The organism is Pseudoalteromonas sp. SG44-5 (assembly GCF_014164175.1).
Taxonomy (GTDB): Bacteria; Pseudomonadota; Gammaproteobacteria; order Enterobacterales; family Alteromonadaceae; genus Pseudoalteromonas; species Pseudoalteromonas nigrifaciens.
This window is the reverse complement of record NZ_JACJES010000016.1, coordinates 38,301-55,501: the sequence shown is the minus strand read 5'-3', so window position 1 is coordinate 55,501 and position 17,201 is coordinate 38,301. Positions and strand designations below refer to the sequence as shown.

General features: G+C 40.6%; 12 protein-coding genes and 1 pseudogene. All 13 read right to left on the bottom strand.

Features of this window, described 5'->3' with window-relative positions; genetic code table 11:
• Window positions 1–112 precede the first annotated feature (112 nt).
• Window positions 113–2,692, bottom strand: a complete 2,580-nt coding sequence (locus H5079_RS14015) for an AAA family ATPase (protein ID WP_182684322.1) — start codon at window positions 2,690–2,692, stop codon at window positions 113–115.
• Between the two features lie 456 nt (window positions 2,693–3,148).
• Window positions 3,149–5,830: a TonB-dependent receptor plug domain-containing protein gene (locus H5079_RS14010; RefSeq protein ID WP_182684321.1), complete on the bottom strand. Its 2,682-nt coding sequence runs from the start codon at window positions 5,828–5,830 to the stop codon at window positions 3,149–3,151.
• A 90-nt stretch (window positions 5,831–5,920) separates the two neighbouring features.
• Window positions 5,921–7,537, bottom strand: a complete 1,617-nt coding sequence (locus H5079_RS14005; RefSeq protein WP_182684320.1) for a hypothetical protein — start codon at window positions 7,535–7,537, stop codon at window positions 5,921–5,923.
• A gap of 309 nt (window positions 7,538–7,846) precedes the next feature.
• Window positions 7,847–9,172, bottom strand: coding sequence for a lipopolysaccharide assembly protein LapB (locus H5079_RS14000; RefSeq protein WP_182684334.1), 1,326 nt, complete (start codon window positions 9,170–9,172; stop codon window positions 7,847–7,849).
• Window positions 9,173–9,223: 51 nt separating this feature from the next.
• Window positions 9,224–9,829: an energy transducer TonB gene (locus H5079_RS13995; RefSeq protein WP_011330148.1), complete on the bottom strand. Its 606-nt coding sequence runs from the start codon at window positions 9,827–9,829 to the stop codon at window positions 9,224–9,226.
• 9 nt (window positions 9,830–9,838) lie between these two features.
• Window positions 9,839–10,249 carry a biopolymer transporter ExbD gene (locus tag H5079_RS13990; protein ID WP_011330147.1) on the bottom strand — a complete coding sequence of 137 codons (411 nt, stop codon included), beginning with the start codon at window positions 10,247–10,249 and terminating at the stop codon, window positions 9,839–9,841.
• 54 nt (window positions 10,250–10,303) lie between these two features.
• Window positions 10,304–10,831, bottom strand: coding sequence for a MotA/TolQ/ExbB proton channel family protein (locus tag H5079_RS13985; RefSeq protein ID WP_011330146.1), 528 nt, complete (start codon window positions 10,829–10,831; stop codon window positions 10,304–10,306).
• 3 nt (window positions 10,832–10,834) lie between these two features.
• On the bottom strand, window positions 10,835–12,202 hold the full coding sequence (locus H5079_RS13980) for a MotA/TolQ/ExbB proton channel family protein (RefSeq protein WP_182684319.1): 1,368 nt from the start codon (window positions 12,200–12,202) through the stop codon (window positions 10,835–10,837).
• 10 nt (window positions 12,203–12,212) lie between these two features.
• Window positions 12,213–12,965 carry a DUF3450 domain-containing protein gene (locus H5079_RS13975; protein WP_182684318.1) on the bottom strand — a complete coding sequence of 251 codons (753 nt, stop codon included), beginning with the start codon at window positions 12,963–12,965 and terminating at the stop codon, window positions 12,213–12,215.
• 300 nt (window positions 12,966–13,265) lie between these two features.
• Complete coding sequence (locus tag H5079_RS13970; protein WP_182684317.1) at window positions 13,266–13,880, bottom strand: DsbA family protein; 615 nt, start codon at window positions 13,878–13,880, stop codon at window positions 13,266–13,268.
• A gap of 103 nt (window positions 13,881–13,983) precedes the next feature.
• A pseudogene (locus tag H5079_RS13965) lies at window positions 13,984–15,872 on the bottom strand (methyl-accepting chemotaxis protein).
• Between the two features lie 278 nt (window positions 15,873–16,150).
• Complete coding sequence (locus H5079_RS13960; protein ID WP_182684316.1) at window positions 16,151–16,663, bottom strand: RNA methyltransferase; 513 nt, start codon at window positions 16,661–16,663, stop codon at window positions 16,151–16,153.
• Window positions 16,663–17,175 carry a YcgN family cysteine cluster protein gene (locus H5079_RS13955; protein ID WP_011330139.1) on the bottom strand — a complete coding sequence of 171 codons (513 nt, stop codon included), beginning with the start codon at window positions 17,173–17,175 and terminating at the stop codon, window positions 16,663–16,665. The genes H5079_RS13960 and H5079_RS13955 overlap by 1 nt, the downstream gene beginning before the upstream one ends.
• Window positions 17,176–17,201: the final 26 nt, after the last annotated feature.

Below are 17,201 nucleotides of genomic sequence, written 5' to 3'. Positions count from 1 at the left end.
ATTTTGATAGTGTAGAAGTGAGATTCCAATCTAACCAAACATACAGTTAAGAGCAATAAGCATCCAGTTAATGATTGCGATGTATGAAGTCGAAATCTGATTCCTTTTGGCTTCATGACCTGCGTTTTTTTAATGCCTTAAAATACACATCAAGTGCTGTTATGTCAGCCAACAATTCATCAATATCTGGCATTTCCGTAACACCCAAACCAGTAGCGGTATCGTGACCTTCAAAGTAAGTACTACATTTCCCCATACCAGCACTAATAGTAGCTACATCCTCTGGTGTACTATCAACTATATATCGTATATTTTGCGTTTGAACAACACGACTAAACCGCTGCACAACATTTCTAATTAGCCATTCTTCAACTAACCTCTCCCATGTTTCACGCATTTTGCCATAAATATGTTTAGCATCTCGACTATACATATCTTCAATAAAGTCATCACGTTTAGTGTACCGACGAAGCTCTACTTCTAACTGTTTCAACTGGCCTATCCTATCTACAGTTTTTAAAGCATCCCAAGGTGGACTTCCTTGCGGGAACCCAGAGAGCTTCCCTCTACGAGTGATAGACTGGATATTAATCGGGTTTGAGGATTCCTCACTTAACATCATCAAGAATGGCAAGTCGTGCGTAAGTACGATCACCTGCCTATGTAGTGCTTCATCTGCAATACGTTTAGCAAACTTGCGCCTCCACTTATGATCTAAGGAATTGACTGGATCATCAAAAATAATGGCAGACTTTCGATTATCAATCGTTAACTCAGCCATAAAACCTGCTAGAGCTATACACTTTTGCTCGCCCTCACTGGCGATATGTCCTATCTTTGACGCATTCCTTGAAATCTGTAGAGTCAATTTCTGTTGACCAGCAGAACCTTGAGTTTTAGTTTCTACATCAAAGCTTTTAAAGTTCAACGCTGCTAACTCTTTGGCAAATGAAGCATTAATTACCCCCAAACTACCAGTTTTAGCCAACTCGGATATAAACCGCGTAATAAGTGAAAGGTTGGTTGTAGCTAGAGCTGAGTTAAAACAGCCAAATATCTTAATACGGTTTATTTCAATAAGGATGTTATCTTTATGCGCAGATAACCTCTGTCGATCTTCAAGCTCCATCAATCGGACCTGACTAAGCTTAATCATCTGAGCTAACGTACCGTCATCAGCAACACCATCCCTTCTTACTTTTAACGTTTCGACTTGCTTAGATAGTCGTTGTAAAAATCTCATATCGAGTGCTGGATGAGTAAATGTTGGGTTAGCAGAAGTTAGGTTGTTCTTCCTATCAAACAACTGCTGTATACAGATGTTGAATTGCTCCATGGCATCAGGTGCAGATTGCCGTATTTCCTCAAAAATACCTTCATACGGTTTAAGGTCAAAACCCAATTGAGTTATGAGATTCACCTGTAAGATTAGAGCCGCAGTTGCCTTATCAGCATCTACCTGAGAGTGATTAGTAATATAATCATTGAACCTAGCCATCCTTTCAGCAGCTTGACTTCCTACCGGTTGTAAGCAAGTAGGACAGTGTTCATTTTTAACTGGTGGGAAAGTTTTATCATCACCATTACCCATTATGAAGTTCTGCGCATGGTTCCACATTTCTTTCCAGGCATCATTCCCGATACCTTTAATTGGTAAACCATTTAAAGTATTCTGCCTTACATTCTCAGCAACTTTTAATTTAGTTAATTTATCATCATATAAAACACCAATTTTGGTTACATTAACATCATTTAGTTTTTCATATAGGTTGTTAAGAAAATTAAGTAGCGGTTCACGATGTTTTAATTTGGTTGCATAAAAAGCTTTTAATTGAGCAGGTGTTTTCCCGTTTAGCTCTTCCAGATCTTTCTTTAATTGAGATATTTCTATCAACTCATTTACACAACCACATTGAGCATCTAATGTAGTTTGGGTGGCTGTAATTAACGAATTACAGAAAGCACTCACATTAGATAATGGATTTAAATCAGGTATTACGTATGGTCTACTAAATGGAATCAATTCACGTGCCAATTCATCTTTCACAAATCGACAAGCACGACACAGCTCATCCAATAATTTTACTTCTGCTGGTTTGTACTCAACACTATCTGTTTTTGAAATGTAGTTTGTTGCTGAATTAGAATCAAAAATCCTTATAGACTTTAACTCAGGACTTGGTTCCCCCTCTATAGACCAGATATTTTCAACTACTGCGGCACCGTCAACTGACACACCTAAAGTAGCTTGTGATGGAACATCTGAAGGATTGAAAGCATTTGTAGAAATAACAGGAATATCACCTCGAGTTAAACATGCACTTTTGAGTATCTTTGCATAACTTGATTTACCAGCACCATTATCCCCATATACAGCTGTTAAGCCCTCAATTGGAAAGTTTAGTGTCACATCTTCAATTAACGATGAGACATTTTTTACATTGCCTAAGCTTGCTAACGTCACTGGTGCAGCTTCAGCTTCAAATCCTGCAACCGAAACATGTTTAACGTAATTAGGAAATTCAGGTGTTCGTGGAAGTAGGCCAAACTCCATTTTGGCAACTTGGTAAATAAGCTGTAAATCTTGCTGTTGAAGACCTCCCTGCCCCATGACCATACGGACTACCTGTCTCCACCATAGGGGCTTATTAGCGCTATTTACCCATGTAACAACTTTCTCTATTTGTGTCATAAAAATCCTTTTGTGCCATGCGTTAATATACGAACATTCGACTAAGAATTGAATACCCTGATATTAAAAACAATATCCATTTGATGAATAACTTAAAGATAATTTACTCTAAGCTTAAGTTAACCTAAAGCAGGTGTTTCAGTTCAATTTTGTACCTTTCCTATTAATTAGAGAATGTACGGTAAATATAGCTAGCTGTCGACTTCGTTTCGCTTGGAACGAGAGCTAGAAAGCTTCGAACCTTATCAATACGATAAACGTTGGTATAAAGAAAGACCTACAGATTGAAACTTATATGCGGTATTTAGCCTGTAGAATATTTAAAATAGTGTTCTACGTAATTTAGAAGTTATGTGACTCCTTCAGAATATGACCCTTAGGCTCTAAATAAAAAACCCCGTACAAAGTACAGGGCTAATGCATAATTCATCAGGTTTTATTAGCTAAAATAAACATTTAAAACTCGTAGCTGTAACTCACATCAAAGGTCATTCCCACTTCTTTAGAGCGTACTACAATATCTGACTGCGTAACTTGCTGCTCTTCATCAAGTAAGTTTGTAACTTTAAACTTAACGTTGGAGTTAAAGTCGGGATACCAAGTGTAAATTAAATCGAGTGAGTGAAAAGGCTGCTCGTAGGCATCATCACGCCCGGCTATACCGGCGGCCAATATACGCTCGCCAAATACGTTATACACCAACGAGCTACTATGCTGGCCATCAACAGAGTCGTAGTTGAGCTGTAGGTTAACCACGTATTTAGAATGCCCTGTCATGCGTTTAGTCGGGTTAGTTAAGTTACTCGCAAGTGCAGGATCGATATCTGCCTCTGAGTCACTTAAAGTAATGTTACCGCTGGTAAATAGCCCTTCGGTTAAATAAGTAAGATCTTTTAGCCATTCGGTTTCTATACCGTATACCTGCGCAGTTTTACCATTTACAAATGAGGCTGAGTAATCTTCATCGCCAATGCGTAATACAGTTTCAATCGGTTTATCTATGTCTTTATAAAAGGCTGCTACAGAGAATGAATCTCCGGTGTTGCCATAATATTCATAGCGTAAATCGTAATTTTTAATTGGGCTACTTTGCAAACCCACGCGGCCAAAAGTACGAATATCGGTTAGCGGATCAAAATACGACACTGGCACTACTTCACGTAAGTCGGGGCGCACTACTGTTTCGCCATACCCTAAACGTACTTGGTAATTTTCGCCGCCTAAATAAGTAAGCGATAACGCCGAAAAAAAGTCATCTTCATTAATACTGCCTGCGGCTATTTTTTCTGGGGAATAGTAAATATTTAAGTCATCCGCAGTAAAAATTAAGCTTGAGGTGCCTATAGAGGTTTGTTTAAATTCTTCATAACGCACCCCACCACTTAAGCGCAGTAAGTCATCATAAATAACATCAAACGAGCCATACGCAGCTGATATTTTTTGCCCAGCTATATAATCATCGGCATCGGGGGCTGAGGGTTCATTGAAGTCGAGTAAAATACGTTCGCCGTCAATAAATTCATCGGTTAAATAATTGCCCGCATCAAGCGGATTATCTGCCACAGTTAACGCCAAGCCAGTGCCGTTATTTACAGCAAAACTAGAGGTGTTATAAATACGCGCTCGGTCGGCAATATCAAAGCCGGTTTTTAACTCTACCTCAACAGCATTAAAGCTTAAGGGAAGCGTTAAATTACCACCGTATGAATTTACTCTGTCTTGCATATTTATATACGAGAACAGCGCACGGTTATCATCGCCGGTAATTTGCGAGTTGCTATAGTTACCGCTGTTATCGTAGTTATCTCTAAATTTAAACTCTACATTAGTTGGAATGTCAGTACTGGCTTTAGAGCGAGTATATTGCCAGTCGGCGCCAATACCCCAGTAATCTAAAAAGGTATGCTGACCCAATAACTGATTTACCGTAAGTGTACGCTGCTCTAAATTAAACTCATGAGTACGATTAGCCCGGTTATCATTTACTATGGTAAATACCGAGCTGCCTGCGGGGCTTTGCGACGTGGCTACCTCGGTTTCATCCTCGTTGTCGCGTAAATATAAGCTCATAAATGAAATACTATGGGTATTTAATCTATAACCTAAATTTAGCGTGGCGTTATAACGCTCGTTTTCGGTGGTGGTTACTGAGTCTTTAACTGTGTTAAAACACGATGTACTTACATCTTGCGCTGAATTAAGGGTGGTTGCACAATCATCACCAATATCTTGGGCTATAACAGCGGTTCTTCTTTTTGCCGAGTCCCAGCTTTTATCGTATTCACCTGAGAGTAAAAAGCCAAAAGTGCCGCCTAAAAAGGACTCATCAAAACTATTGCCTAAATGGCCTTTAATATCCCAATTTGGGTCTAGCGATTCATCTTTTAAAGCAAAATTGCGTGGTAGCGATTTTAACAATTGATTGTTAATGGCAATTGCTTGGTCTGAGCGTGACGCCTCGCTGTTATCAACCAAGTTATCTTTAGCAATAATGTTCCCCACATCAAAATTGCCTTTGTATTGCACTATGGCGTTATTTAAAACTTGGGGTATATCGCCATCGTTGCCTTTATAGGTAAAACCGCTGCTAGCCGATGTATCTTTAGATAAACCAACCGCAAATCCGGCAGTAAATTCTGCAGGAATTGATTTAGTACGAATATCGATATTACCGCCGCCAAACGCCGCTGGCATATCTGGAGAGTAGGCTTTTTGTACCGCCATACTTTGAATAATACTGGCAGGAAAAATATCCAACGGCACTACGTTGCGCGTTAAATCTGGGCTGGGAATATAAGCGCCGTTTAAACGCGCGCTAGAATAGCGCTCACCTAAGCCACGTACGTAAATAAACTTACCATCTACTAAGGTTAAACCCGTTACACGGCGCAGCGCCGAAGCCGCATCGCTATCGCCGGTTCGCGCAAGTTGTTCAGCACCTAAAATATCGGCAACAAAGGCTTGGTTTTTACGCTCCTCAACTACAGCTGCGGCGCTACCTTGTAGCCGAGTGCCAACAGCAACAACCTCTTCTATTTCGCTTTGCTCACTTTGTGCAGCGCTCAAATTAAGCGAGCTTGCTAAAAGCGAGAGACTAATTGCCAATGACAATTTATTCAATCTAGCTTGATTCAACATCTTTACAGATCCCTAATCAGTTAAAAAAGGGGCGCCTAAAATGCACTTTGCAAATGGCGCCCTAACTATTTAATGTGCGTTACTGAGGTATTAGTCTTGAGCTGATGCAGCGAGTGCTGCTTCTACCCACTTGTACCAAGGTGATGTGGTGTCTTGATCAGACACTGCACCAATGTAAGGAGCGGCTTCAAAAAAGCTCGCATCTAAGCCACTTAAGTCGTTAGCGGTAACAGTAATATCGGTTGAGGCAGTATTTGTAGCAAAGCCATTGCTAGCAAATACATCGGCCCCTTCGCCTATACGTTGATTACTGCCGTTATTATCAAACCAGGCAGTAAGTGTAGTGGCCGTTAATGCTGCAGGCTCTTTGCCACTATTGAAGGTGCCATCGGCATCGTCAAATTCAGAGGCGCAGGTCATTACTGAGCTATTAAAAATAATTTTATCGGCTTGTTTTTCGCCATCGCTTGAAAAGCTAATACAGCTAGATTGCAAAGCTATGTCTTTGGTCATTAATACGTTATAAAAATTAGCATTAAATGAGTCATCAAATTTAAACGCATTTGAAGGGTCAGTATCGCGAACCGATAGGCCATCGGTGGTGATAATAGTGACATTAGCAATGGTTGGGTTTGATGGTGCCACTTGCGCACTTGATGTACCTTTTACGCCGTCTGACTCAAAGCCGTTATTACCCATATATACTGTGGTGCCTTCGCGGGTAATTACGGTGCCGTGTTTAACGAACAAAAACTGCGCTTTGCCCTGCCAACCTGCATCAAAGTCAAACGAATCATCTTGAGTGTCGGTTACAACAACATGCTTAATGGTGGTTGCGCCACCAAATATTTCAATACCATCATCAAAACCTTGATGAATATGAATGTAGTCAAACTCTGAACCCGAGCCTACCGCATTGAGGGTTAACGAGTTTAAATCATCCCCTTCTCCGCCTACTTTAGGACCTGATCCAGCATACCAAATTTTGGTCCATTTAATATTACCGCTAGAGTCGCTATTATCATTACCACCAAAGTAACTGGTGATCCCTTCTGAGGGCACATTACACGTTGCCGCGTCGCGCTCTGCGTCAGTACATTGGTCAGTAATGCCATTACCATTAATAATTATGCCGCCCCAATCTGCATAGAGTGGGCCTTTACCTTCGGCATCAAAACGAGGAAATGCCTTAGCTGAGGTAAATACAATCGGTTTATCGGCAGTGCCAACAGCTTGAATTTTTGCACCACGGGCAATGCGCACAATAGCCTCACCCGATTTAAATGCAAGGGTTGCCCCAGGCTTAACCGTTAACGTAGGGCCGTTTGTTGGAATGCTAAAATCAGTAGTCGTGTCGCCATCTGTACCAATTAATAATGCGTCTTCGAATAAGTGAACACCGCCATCTGGTAATTCTTCAAAGGTTAAGTTAGCTGTAATTTGAATGTTTTTACTGGCAAACGAGTCATTATATAAACAGTCCTTACCATCAAAAATACCAGCAACCGTGCCCGCATCAGTTTGATACTCGGTACAACTAATATCATCGTTAGTGCCACCGCTATTATTATTTGAATTATTAACACTGTTATCAGTACTGGTGCTGTTATCGTTCACCGTGGGTGTAATTTCGATATCGCCGCCACAGCCTGCTAAAGTCATTGCAGTAGCCACTAGACTAACCTTAAATAAGCCAGATAATTTCATTGTTCACTCCGTTAAAGTATTTAATTATTTTGTTAGCGCATTAAGTAATAACTTAAGTCACTTTAAGGCACGATACTCATGCATTAAGGTCACTTGAGTTATCGAATAGGAGTACAATACGGGAGAGATATGACAGTGCCGTTACATTTTAATAAACACTATGTGACAATAATAAATTAAGTATATTCATATGGTTAACTTTGCAGAAGTAAAAAAACCGCACTAAATTAATATTAGTGCGGTTTGGCGTTGCGATTATAAACTGTTTTTATGCGCTATTAATTTAGCACCTAGCGCAAAAGTAAAACATTAAAGTAGCGCTGTTTTTAGGGTTTCAGCATGTATTTTTTCGCGCTTTACATATTTAATCCATTGCTTGGCTAAGCGCTGCGACTTTTTATGTATTTGCGCTTGTTCAAACGCTAAAATAGAGGCATCAAAGTTTTGTAAATTGAACTGTGCCATGCCCAAAGCTACAAATGCGTTTGATTCAAAATCAAGGTTGCCTTTATCAAGTGCTTTACGCGCAGAGTCGGCAGCTTCTTCATATTGCTCTGTATTTACATACACTTGTGCTAAGCGCTGATCGTAGTTACCACTGCTTGATAACTGCGCCGCTTTTACAAAGTATTTAATCGATTGCGCATCTTCTTTAGCTTGGATCATGGCTTCAGCTACAAAGGCATAGTTTTTAGCGGTTTGCTCTGCTATTCCTGCCTCAATTGCTTTACTCATCACTATGGCTGCTTTATAAGCCAAGCCATTGTATAAATACACCTGGGCTAATTGGCGTAAATCTGACTTGGAGGTTAAAAAGCCTTGCTGATATGCCGCTTCAATAATTGCTAGTTGTTGTTTTTCTTGACCTGTTTCGCCATACATACCTGCTAACTGCACCCAGTATTCTGGTTTGTTATACAGCTTAACCATGCGCTCTAGTACCTTTACTACTTTATCAGTTTGATTAAGTGAGTAGTACATAGCACGCTGTAATACTAGCCAGTTCTCTTTTGGTACTTTGCCTTCGCCGTCACTTAGTGTAATAGCTTGCGTTATATAGTTAAGGCCTTGCTGGTAGTCTTTTAGCTGATAATAGGTTTGCGCTCTTAACACATAGTAGCTCTCTGGCTTATCTTTTGTATTAATAGCATCCCATTGGTCTAAAAACGTAATTACTTTGTAGTAGTCACTGTTAGCCATTGCCAATTGAGCCAAACTAAACGTAGTGCTTAAACGTAATGTTTCTGGAATACCTTCCTCTGCGACTACTTTTTCAAACGCGGCTATTGCTTTGGGTAAGTCGTTTTCGTTGTAATAAATAAAGCCATAAAAGTTATGCATCATTGCAATTTCGTAGGAATTCATGCTTGATGCGCGATCTTGTATAGAATCAAGCGCTTCAAGGCCTGCTTTAACATCGCCATCGTCGGCAAGCTTTTGGGCTCGCGCTAACTGGCTATATACTTTTTCACGCAGGGCCGGTACTCGTTTGGTTTTTTGCTCTGCGGCTTGCGCTGTAAAAGCACTCACACCTGGTAATAAACTAAGTGCACTGGGGGTTACAATACTTGCGCTTATTGTTACGGTGCAAAAAAGTGTTAATTTAAAAATAACTGCTATTGGTTGTAATTTCATCATCGCCTCGCTTTTCTATCCATTAATAGGTTGAATTAATTAATCCAAAAATTAACCGCTTATCTGGAAAGATATTTTGTTCTGCACTCCCGCAACTTCAACGGCTTCACCATTGACTACGCGGGGCTTATATTTAAATTTAAGGGCTGCATCCATCGCCGCTCGGTCAAATAGCGATTCAGGCTCTGCCTTTAATACCTGAGGGTCGCGAACAGTGCCTTGTTTGGTTACTGTAAACTCAACAATAACGTAGCCTTCAATCCCACGAGACAGTGCGCGCCTTGGGTACACTGGCGCCACTTTTACAATGGGCAGGTATTCACCATCACTTGATTCAAGGGCTAAACCACCGGCTAAATTCACCTCGGCATCAACATTGGCCGCAAAGTCAAAATTATTAGCTTTTGCATTGGCATCGCTGTTTTGCATTTTTGGTGACTCCATTGGTGGTGGCGGCTCTTTGGGTGTGGGTGGTTTTTGTGGTTTGCGCTGTTTTGTTTGTAAGCTTTCTTCTTTTTTAAGCCGTACAAAGTCAAGCACGTTCCCCTTTGCAGGTTCGCTCATTGCGCCCTCACCACCAGTAATAAGTGCCTGCATGCCTAAAAACAGCATAAAGGTTACTAAAATGGCTATTACAAATGCTATTAAATAACGCATGGCTAACCCTTAGGCTTCTTGGGCCGCAATCGACACATCAAACACACCCGCGGCGCGCGCTGCATCCATTACTTTAATTAAAGTATCCGTGGTCGACTTTTTATCTGCTTGAATAACCACGCTCCCTTGTGGATTTTCGGCTTTTAAACGCTCAATATTTGCCTGCACCGCACGCACATCTATTTGGCGTTTATTAATCCAAATTTCACCTGTGTCTGAAATAGCGACCAAAATATTAGCGCGTTCTTTTTTAACCGCAGTGGCGGCTTCGGGGCGGTTAACATCAATACCCGACTCTTTTACGAATGAGGCGGTCACAATAAAGAAAATAAGCATGATAAATACCACATCTAGCATGGGGGTCATGTTTATTTCTTCTGCTTCATCTTCTTGAAATAGGTTTCCTAATGGGGCTCTCATTTTTTATTCTCCTGAAATAAGTGGCTATAGATAGAGCCACTTATTAATAATTGCTTAATGGTCTAAAACCATGCTGTCTTCAAGTAGCGCTACTTCACGTTTAGCCCGGCGTTGTAAGTACGTTGAGGCAAATACCCCAGATAACGCACCGACCATGCCTGCCATAGTTGGAATAGTTGCTTTAGATACGCCCGACGCCATAGAGCGCGCACTGCCTGTACCTGTAATAGCCATAACATCAAACACTTCAATCATTCCTGTTACTGTGCCAAGTAAGCCAAGTAGCGGACACAATGCAACCATCACATTAATAAGTGCTAAGTTAGCGTTAAGACGCATACTGGCGCGTGAGATCATCGCTTGGCGAATTTGTTCTGCATTCCAGCTATTACGCTCGTTGCGCTTAAGCCAACTGTTTTTGATGGCTTTTTTGTAACCACGAAAACCATTAAAAAAGTAAATGAATCGCTCGAGTATCAATAACCACATCGCGAAGATTAACACCCCAATGACCAAGAGAACTTGGCCACCAGTGTCGAGAAAATCACGGATAGCATTGATTGAATCAATCAATAGCACCATGGTTTATGCTCCTTTTTCACTTCGTTTTGCAATAATGCCCGCGCTTTGCTCTTGTAAAATAAGCAGTAAGCTTTTTGCTCGGGTGTTGAGTATGGTGTAAATAAATACTGTGGGTATTGCCACAACTAAGCCAAGTACTGTTGTTACAAGCGCTTGAGAAATACCGCCTGCCATGAGCTTAGGATCCCCGGTGCCAAACAAGGTAATGGCTTGGAAGGTATTGATCATCCCGGTAACTGTACCAAGTAAACCAAGCAGCGGAGCCACTACTGAAATAATTTTAATCAGGGTTAAGTTACGGGTTATTTTTGGCATTTCACGCAGTATAGCTTCGCTTAATTTAAGCTCTAAGGTGTCGTAGGCTACATTTGGGTAGTCGTCTTTTACTTTCATAACACGGCCTAGTGGATTATCGTCGCGAGCAACCGTGTCTTTAAGTTGACGGCGAATTTTGCCACCCACTAGCAATAAAGATACAAAACGCTCAATTGCAATTAACAGTGCTAATAAACCCACACCTAAAATAACGTAACCCACAGCGCCGCCTTGGTGAACTTGCTCAGCGGTATCTGGGGCTTGTACTAGTAAACCTAAAATTGAGCCACCGGTTGGGTCTAGTGCAAACTGTACAATACCGTTTTTAGCCTGCTGTAAATCTCCTGCGGTTGATGTATAGCGCGATACGGGCTGGCGAGTAAGCTCACTTAGCATATTTGTACTTGAGCTGTACTCTAAATATTTACCGTTGGAAATAAGGTTAAAAGCACCAACACGCACAACTTCTTGCTCTGCTTTGTTACCACCTTCAATAATAACCTGAGTATTAAAGCGGCTCACTTTGCCTTGCTCGGTCATTTCACGTTGTAGCTCGTACCACACTTTTTCAATATCTTCGATTGAAGCAAGTTGTGAAGTAGATCCCATTTTTTGTGCTAGATCGTCCATAAAAACACTTCGCCCTGGTATTTCTGCCGATACCACAGAGGTAGCAAACTTATTGCTTGAATCGCCTGCCACTTGTTGCAACACACCAAACAATTCTTTAAGTGATCCCATACGCTTTGATAGGGTATCGGTTAAATTAGCCAATTTAATTTCGTTTTCTTCAAACTGGGTTTCTAAACGCTCTGATTCACTAAGCATTTGACTACGCTTTGCTTGCGTGTCTTTTAGCATTTGTACTTGCTCGTTTTGACGCGCAGTAAATTGTTGTTCACGCTGAGTATTTTGCACACTTTGCGCAGATTTACCTTGTTCAAGGTTTTTAAGTAATGAATCTAAATCCATTGGCTCAGCTGCTACACTTGCGCATGTAAAACTTATACTTGCAGCAAGTACGGCCATTTTTGTCATTTGAGTAAACAATTTCATTTTCGACCTCTTATCGTGCTGCGTGAACTGGCAGAGTTAACATATCTGGGGCAAGTTGCTTACGCGCAATGCGTAAACCTTTATTAATTTGGCTAATGGTTGAGTCTGGAAGTGCTGCAAACGTTTTTGTTTGTGTATCCCAGCTACCAGCTAATTTACTATCGCGGGTTAAGTAAATGAGCTCTAAGCGACCAATGCGTAAAAAGTCAACTTCGCGTTCTTTACCATTTACCTCAAGCAGTGCGCTGTAAGCTTCAATAGTGCGGCCATAATCAACTTCTACTTGGTAGGCTTCGAGTACGCGGCGGAACTTTTCGCTAGAGGTAATATCGGCACGTTCCATCATGGCTTTTAAAGAGGTTAAACGCTTTTCACGTTCGTCTTTTAAAAATGGCACATCGAGTAATACAAACTGTTCAAGACCGGTGATCATACGCATCATTAGTGGCGTAATTTGACGCTCAATAATTGAAACCTGATCCATAGAGAGATTCATCGATTGCATATCTGCAATTTGGTTATTTAACTGTTTTGTAAGCTGAGCGTTATACACAGCTAAACCATCAATTTCTTTATTAAGGGTTTTAAACTGTTGCAGACGCCCTTGCATTGAATCTGCAATCTTGTCTATTTTTGTTTGTGATTGCGCAGCCGATTTAGTAATTTCACTGCTTTTATCAATAACCTTATTTAAATCGTTTGCGTGTACAGCGGCACTTGCGGCCACAATACCAGCTATAATTAATGGTTTAACGCCTTTCATCGCATACACCTTTACTCGTTAGTTAGCAGATTTGCTAGTTTGTTTTTGTTAGCTTTAAACGTTTGATACAAACAATTAAAAACTAAATATTTTCAATGAGCGAAAGTGTATAGATGAAAAATGACAAGCATGTTGCGCAAAGAAGTCGCTTTTATGACAGCGTTAATAAATAGCCTGTCTAAGGGGGCTGTGTAGGAAGTGCTGTGTAAGGAGTGTTGTGTAACAAGTGTTATAAGGGGAGTGAGTGTTTGGCAGCCAAACACGCATAATTTAGCAATACTTAACTAGTGTTCACGTTATTTAGCTTAAAATAGCATTAATTTGATTTAATGTTTTTTGCCAGTTGGTGTAGTTTATTGCTATTGGGTGCACTTTATTGTCATTTATAAGCACTAAAGATGGAAAACCCTGAATGGGCAAACTATGTACATAATTAAGCTCTGCAATTAACTCATCATTAAGCTCTTTTGATTGAAGCCTATTTGCAAACTGCGCTTTATTTAAACCTATTTGCTCGGCTAAGCTAATTAATGTGCTTTCATCTGAGGGGTTTTGAGCATTTAAATAGTAAGCTTGCTGAATGGCTGCAACCATTGCACTTTCTTTGCCCGCTTTACGCGCAATAAGCGCCGCTCTACACGCCGGGTACGTTGAGCGCCTTGGTTGGCAGTTGCGCCAAAAATCAAAATTAAACTCAGTGCCCAATTGCGCTGCTATTTTATGCCAGGTGTTTTGTAGCATATCTTGCATGTTTTGTGGCATGGGATCTTGGCTGTCAGGAGCAAGCCCTCCAACTTTGTATTCAACTACTAGTTTACTCTCAAGAGCGGCTTTTAACTTAAGCCAGCTTGGCGCATAACCCCAGCACCAACTGCACATAGGGTCGTGTACATAAACAAGTTTACTTTGAGCCATTTGCTCCTCCGTATTAACAGCTCGCGCTTAATGTAAGCCACCAGCATTTACACATACTATAATGATTAATAGCTAAACTGTTGTTAGCGTTTGTTTTTAAAATTTAAACTTTAAACTTTTTAACCATACGCTCTAAATCGCTAAATTGTTGTTTAAGCTTGGTGCATTCATCCAAGGTACGGTTTAAATTAGCTTTGCCCTGTATTGAAAGCTCACTAATATTATGAATGTCTGAATCGAGAGACTTAACAACCTGATTTTGCTCATCGGTAGCACTAGCAACAACATGATTCGCATCGCTAATTTTTTGTATTGCATCTATAATCTGCTGCATTACAACACCTACTGCATCGGCTTGTTGCACGCTTGTTTCACTGTCGCTTAAACTGGTTTTCATTAGTTCTACCGCTAAATTAGAGCCTTTTTGTAATTGGCTTACGGTGTCTTCTATTTCTTGGGTTGATTGCTGGGTTCGGTGCGCTAATTGACGAACTTCATCAGCAACTACAGCAAAACCTCGCCCAGCTTCACCAGCCCGTGCAGCTTCTATTGCAGCGTTAAGGGCCAGTAAATTTGTTTGCTCGCTTACCCCTTTAATTACCTCAAGCACTTGGCCAATACTGGCTGTATGCACGTTTAAGCTATTAATAGTTTGCTGTGCCTGTTCCATATTTTTTGATAACTGATGAATACTGGCCACATTATTACTGAGTGTTTGCTGGTTTTGCGCTGAGTGCTGATCGGCATTTTTAGCTAACTTAGAGGCACGCTCAGCACTGTTTGATATTTCCATTGCGGTGGCAGAAAACTGATTAATAGCGGTAGCTACACTGTCGGTACGTTTAGTTTGGTCTTCGTACATTAATAATGTTGAGTCGGTTTGCGCCACTAAACTCGAAATAGCCACATCTAATGACTCTGTGGTGTGCTTTACTTGCTCAATAGAGTGCTGTATTTTTTCAATGAATAAATTAAAAGAATGACTTAACTCGCCGAATTCGTCTTCATTTTCAACTTCTAATCTACACGTTAGGTCGCCTTCACCTTGGGCAATGTTTTTAATAGCGTCGTTTAATCGCTGCATTGGGCGCATTAAATAGCGCAATAATAGTTGCATCATAATAATGATAACAACTATACCAATAAGCATATATATAGCGGCCGTTTTACCAAAGGCCGATACACTAGCAAAGGCTTTATCTTTATCGATTACCACGCCTAAGTACCAGTCAACGTTTTCTATACCGCGTATTTTTGTATACGATATAAGCTTACTTTGCCCTGCCACTTGATACTCTGTAAATTCGCTTTGCAAAGCAGTGTGGGTACCAAATAACTCAGTAGTATTTTTTAAATTAAGTGCTCTGTTAGGGTGGCTTAACACTTGGCCGTTACTGTCAATTAAAAAGCCGTAACCTAAGCCTAAAAAATCTATATCGTTAATAATTTTTGTAATAATGCTCATTTCTATATCGGCGCCCGCTACACCAATAAACTGCTCATTTTGCTGCATCGGCACAACCGCAGATATAGTAAGTTCATTGCTGGTTACATCTATATAAGGGGTAGTAAAGGCAGTATTTTCTTTGTTTTCTACTAGCTTGTACCAAGGACGAGACGTGGCATAAAATCAGCGGGCAATACTACGCTTTGATCGTTTAATATAAACACGCCATTGGATTTACCAATATAGGTATTTTTAAAGTTTCCGGCCAACTCAGCGGTATTAAGCTGTGTAAGGGTAAGCGCCTTGCTGTCACTAGATTGGTGCGTTTTTGCTATGGCTATAACAATTGCCAGTTTGTCGTTTAGCCAATTAGCAATGTTTTGCGAAACAGATTCTGAACTTTGTTGCAGTACAAGAGCAAGTTGCTGCTCGGTTTGATTGCGCATAGATACATAGTTATTAATTGTAAAAACACCAAGTACTAATACTAATACCAGTGATGCAGCAATAGTGACCTTAGAGGTAAATTTTAACGAGCCAAACATAAGTGCCCTTTTTTAGTTGTTATTATTAGCACCTACAGTTTTAGCAAATATTTAACTAAATGTCTTAGTTATTAAAGCTTACAAGCAACAAAAAAGCTAAAACAGTAATAAAGGCTTAATTATGATTATTCATGAACTTAGAAGGAACGGGGAGATTAAGGTGTGTTGTTTAAATTGTGTACTTAAAAATACAAGCCCCTTACGAGGCTTATTACTGATTGCACTTAACTACGGGGAATTTATGTCGTTTTAAAATACGCTGCACAGCGACTAAAACGCTATGCTTTTTCCCATTTCATTTTATTATTGGTGTCGCGCGAATTGATAATTGTAGTATCACTGCTCTCTACGCCGCCTAGTTTTGCTAAACGGTCGTATAGCACCACATTACAAGTGGCAGCGAGGTTCATGCAGCCAATAGTAGGAATATACACGACTTCGTCGGCCCACTTTAAAACGTCTTTAGACACTGAGCCATCCTCTGGGCCAAACACATAAAATGCGTTTTCTGGGTGGGTAAACTCAGGCAGTGGCGTTGCACCTTCAATTAGCTCAATAACCACAACCGTGGCACCTTGTGGCTTTACTTTTTCTAAATTATCGGTGGCAGTTAGTGAAATTCGCTCAACCACATTTTTTGTATCGGTATGAAACTTTTGTGCATTTAAATAACGGTTTCCGGTAAAAAACACCTGCTGTGCGTCGTAGCAACCTGCAGCACGTAATACACCGCCCACATTAGTTGGGCTTTTGGGGTTTAATAAACCAATAACAGCCTGTTGCTCGCTCATTAATCACTATCCTTGGTTGGCCACTCTGCAATATATAGGTCAAAGTCATCGAGCTTAACGTCGCAATCTTTTACGGTTTTGTCTTTTACCGAAATGCCCTGCTGATGCATTTTTGTTTTGTCGCCATTATTTAACAGCGGATGCCACGAGGCCAACCCTCGCCCTTCGTGCAAACGGCGATAGCTGCAACTTTGTGGCATAAAAAAGATATCTTTGAGGTTTTCTTTGGTAAGTTTTACACAAGATGGTACCAGCGTTTGACGATTTTCGTATTCGCTACAACCACAGGTATTATTATCGAGATACTGACACACAATATTAGTAAATATTAACTGCTCACCTTCGCGTAGCTGATCGGTGGCGGTAAATTCATCTTCATCTTCGCTATCAATAAAGGTATTTAAGCAGCATTTCCCGCAGCCGTCACAAATGGCTTCCCATTCATTTTGGTTCATGTCGCTTAGGCTTTTTTCAAGCCAAAATTGTGTATTTGCTAATTGTTGATCAAACATAATGTACTCGCGCCCCTAAAGAGCGC

Coding starts and splice junctions, on each gene's coding strand:
- H5079_RS14015 (WP_182684322.1), bottom strand. CDS start 2,692: ATGACACAAATAGAGAAAGTTGTTACATGGGTAAATAGCGCTAATAAG.
- H5079_RS14010 (WP_182684321.1), bottom strand. CDS start 5,830: ATGTTGAATCAAGCTAGATTGAATAAATTGTCATTGGCAATTAGTCTC.
- H5079_RS14005 (WP_182684320.1), bottom strand. CDS start 7,537: ATGAAATTATCTGGCTTATTTAAGGTTAGTCTAGTGGCTACTGCAATG.
- H5079_RS14000 (WP_182684334.1), bottom strand. CDS start 9,172: ATGAAATTACAACCAATAGCAGTTATTTTTAAATTAACACTTTTTTGC.
- H5079_RS13995 (WP_011330148.1), bottom strand. CDS start 9,829: ATGCGTTATTTAATAGCATTTGTAATAGCCATTTTAGTAACCTTTATG.
- H5079_RS13990 (WP_011330147.1), bottom strand. CDS start 10,249: ATGAGAGCCCCATTAGGAAACCTATTTCAAGAAGATGAAGCAGAAGAA.
- H5079_RS13985 (WP_011330146.1), bottom strand. CDS start 10,831: ATGGTGCTATTGATTGATTCAATCAATGCTATCCGTGATTTTCTCGAC.
- H5079_RS13980 (WP_182684319.1), bottom strand. CDS start 12,202: ATGAAATTGTTTACTCAAATGACAAAAATGGCCGTACTTGCTGCAAGT.
- H5079_RS13975 (WP_182684318.1), bottom strand. CDS start 12,965: ATGAAAGGCGTTAAACCATTAATTATAGCTGGTATTGTGGCCGCAAGT.
- H5079_RS13970 (WP_182684317.1), bottom strand. CDS start 13,880: ATGGCTCAAAGTAAACTTGTTTATGTACACGACCCTATGTGCAGTTGG.
- H5079_RS13960 (WP_182684316.1), bottom strand. CDS start 16,663: ATGAGCGAGCAACAGGCTGTTATTGGTTTATTAAACCCCAAAAGCCCA.
- H5079_RS13955 (WP_011330139.1), bottom strand. CDS start 17,175: ATGTTTGATCAACAATTAGCAAATACACAATTTTGGCTTGAAAAAAGC.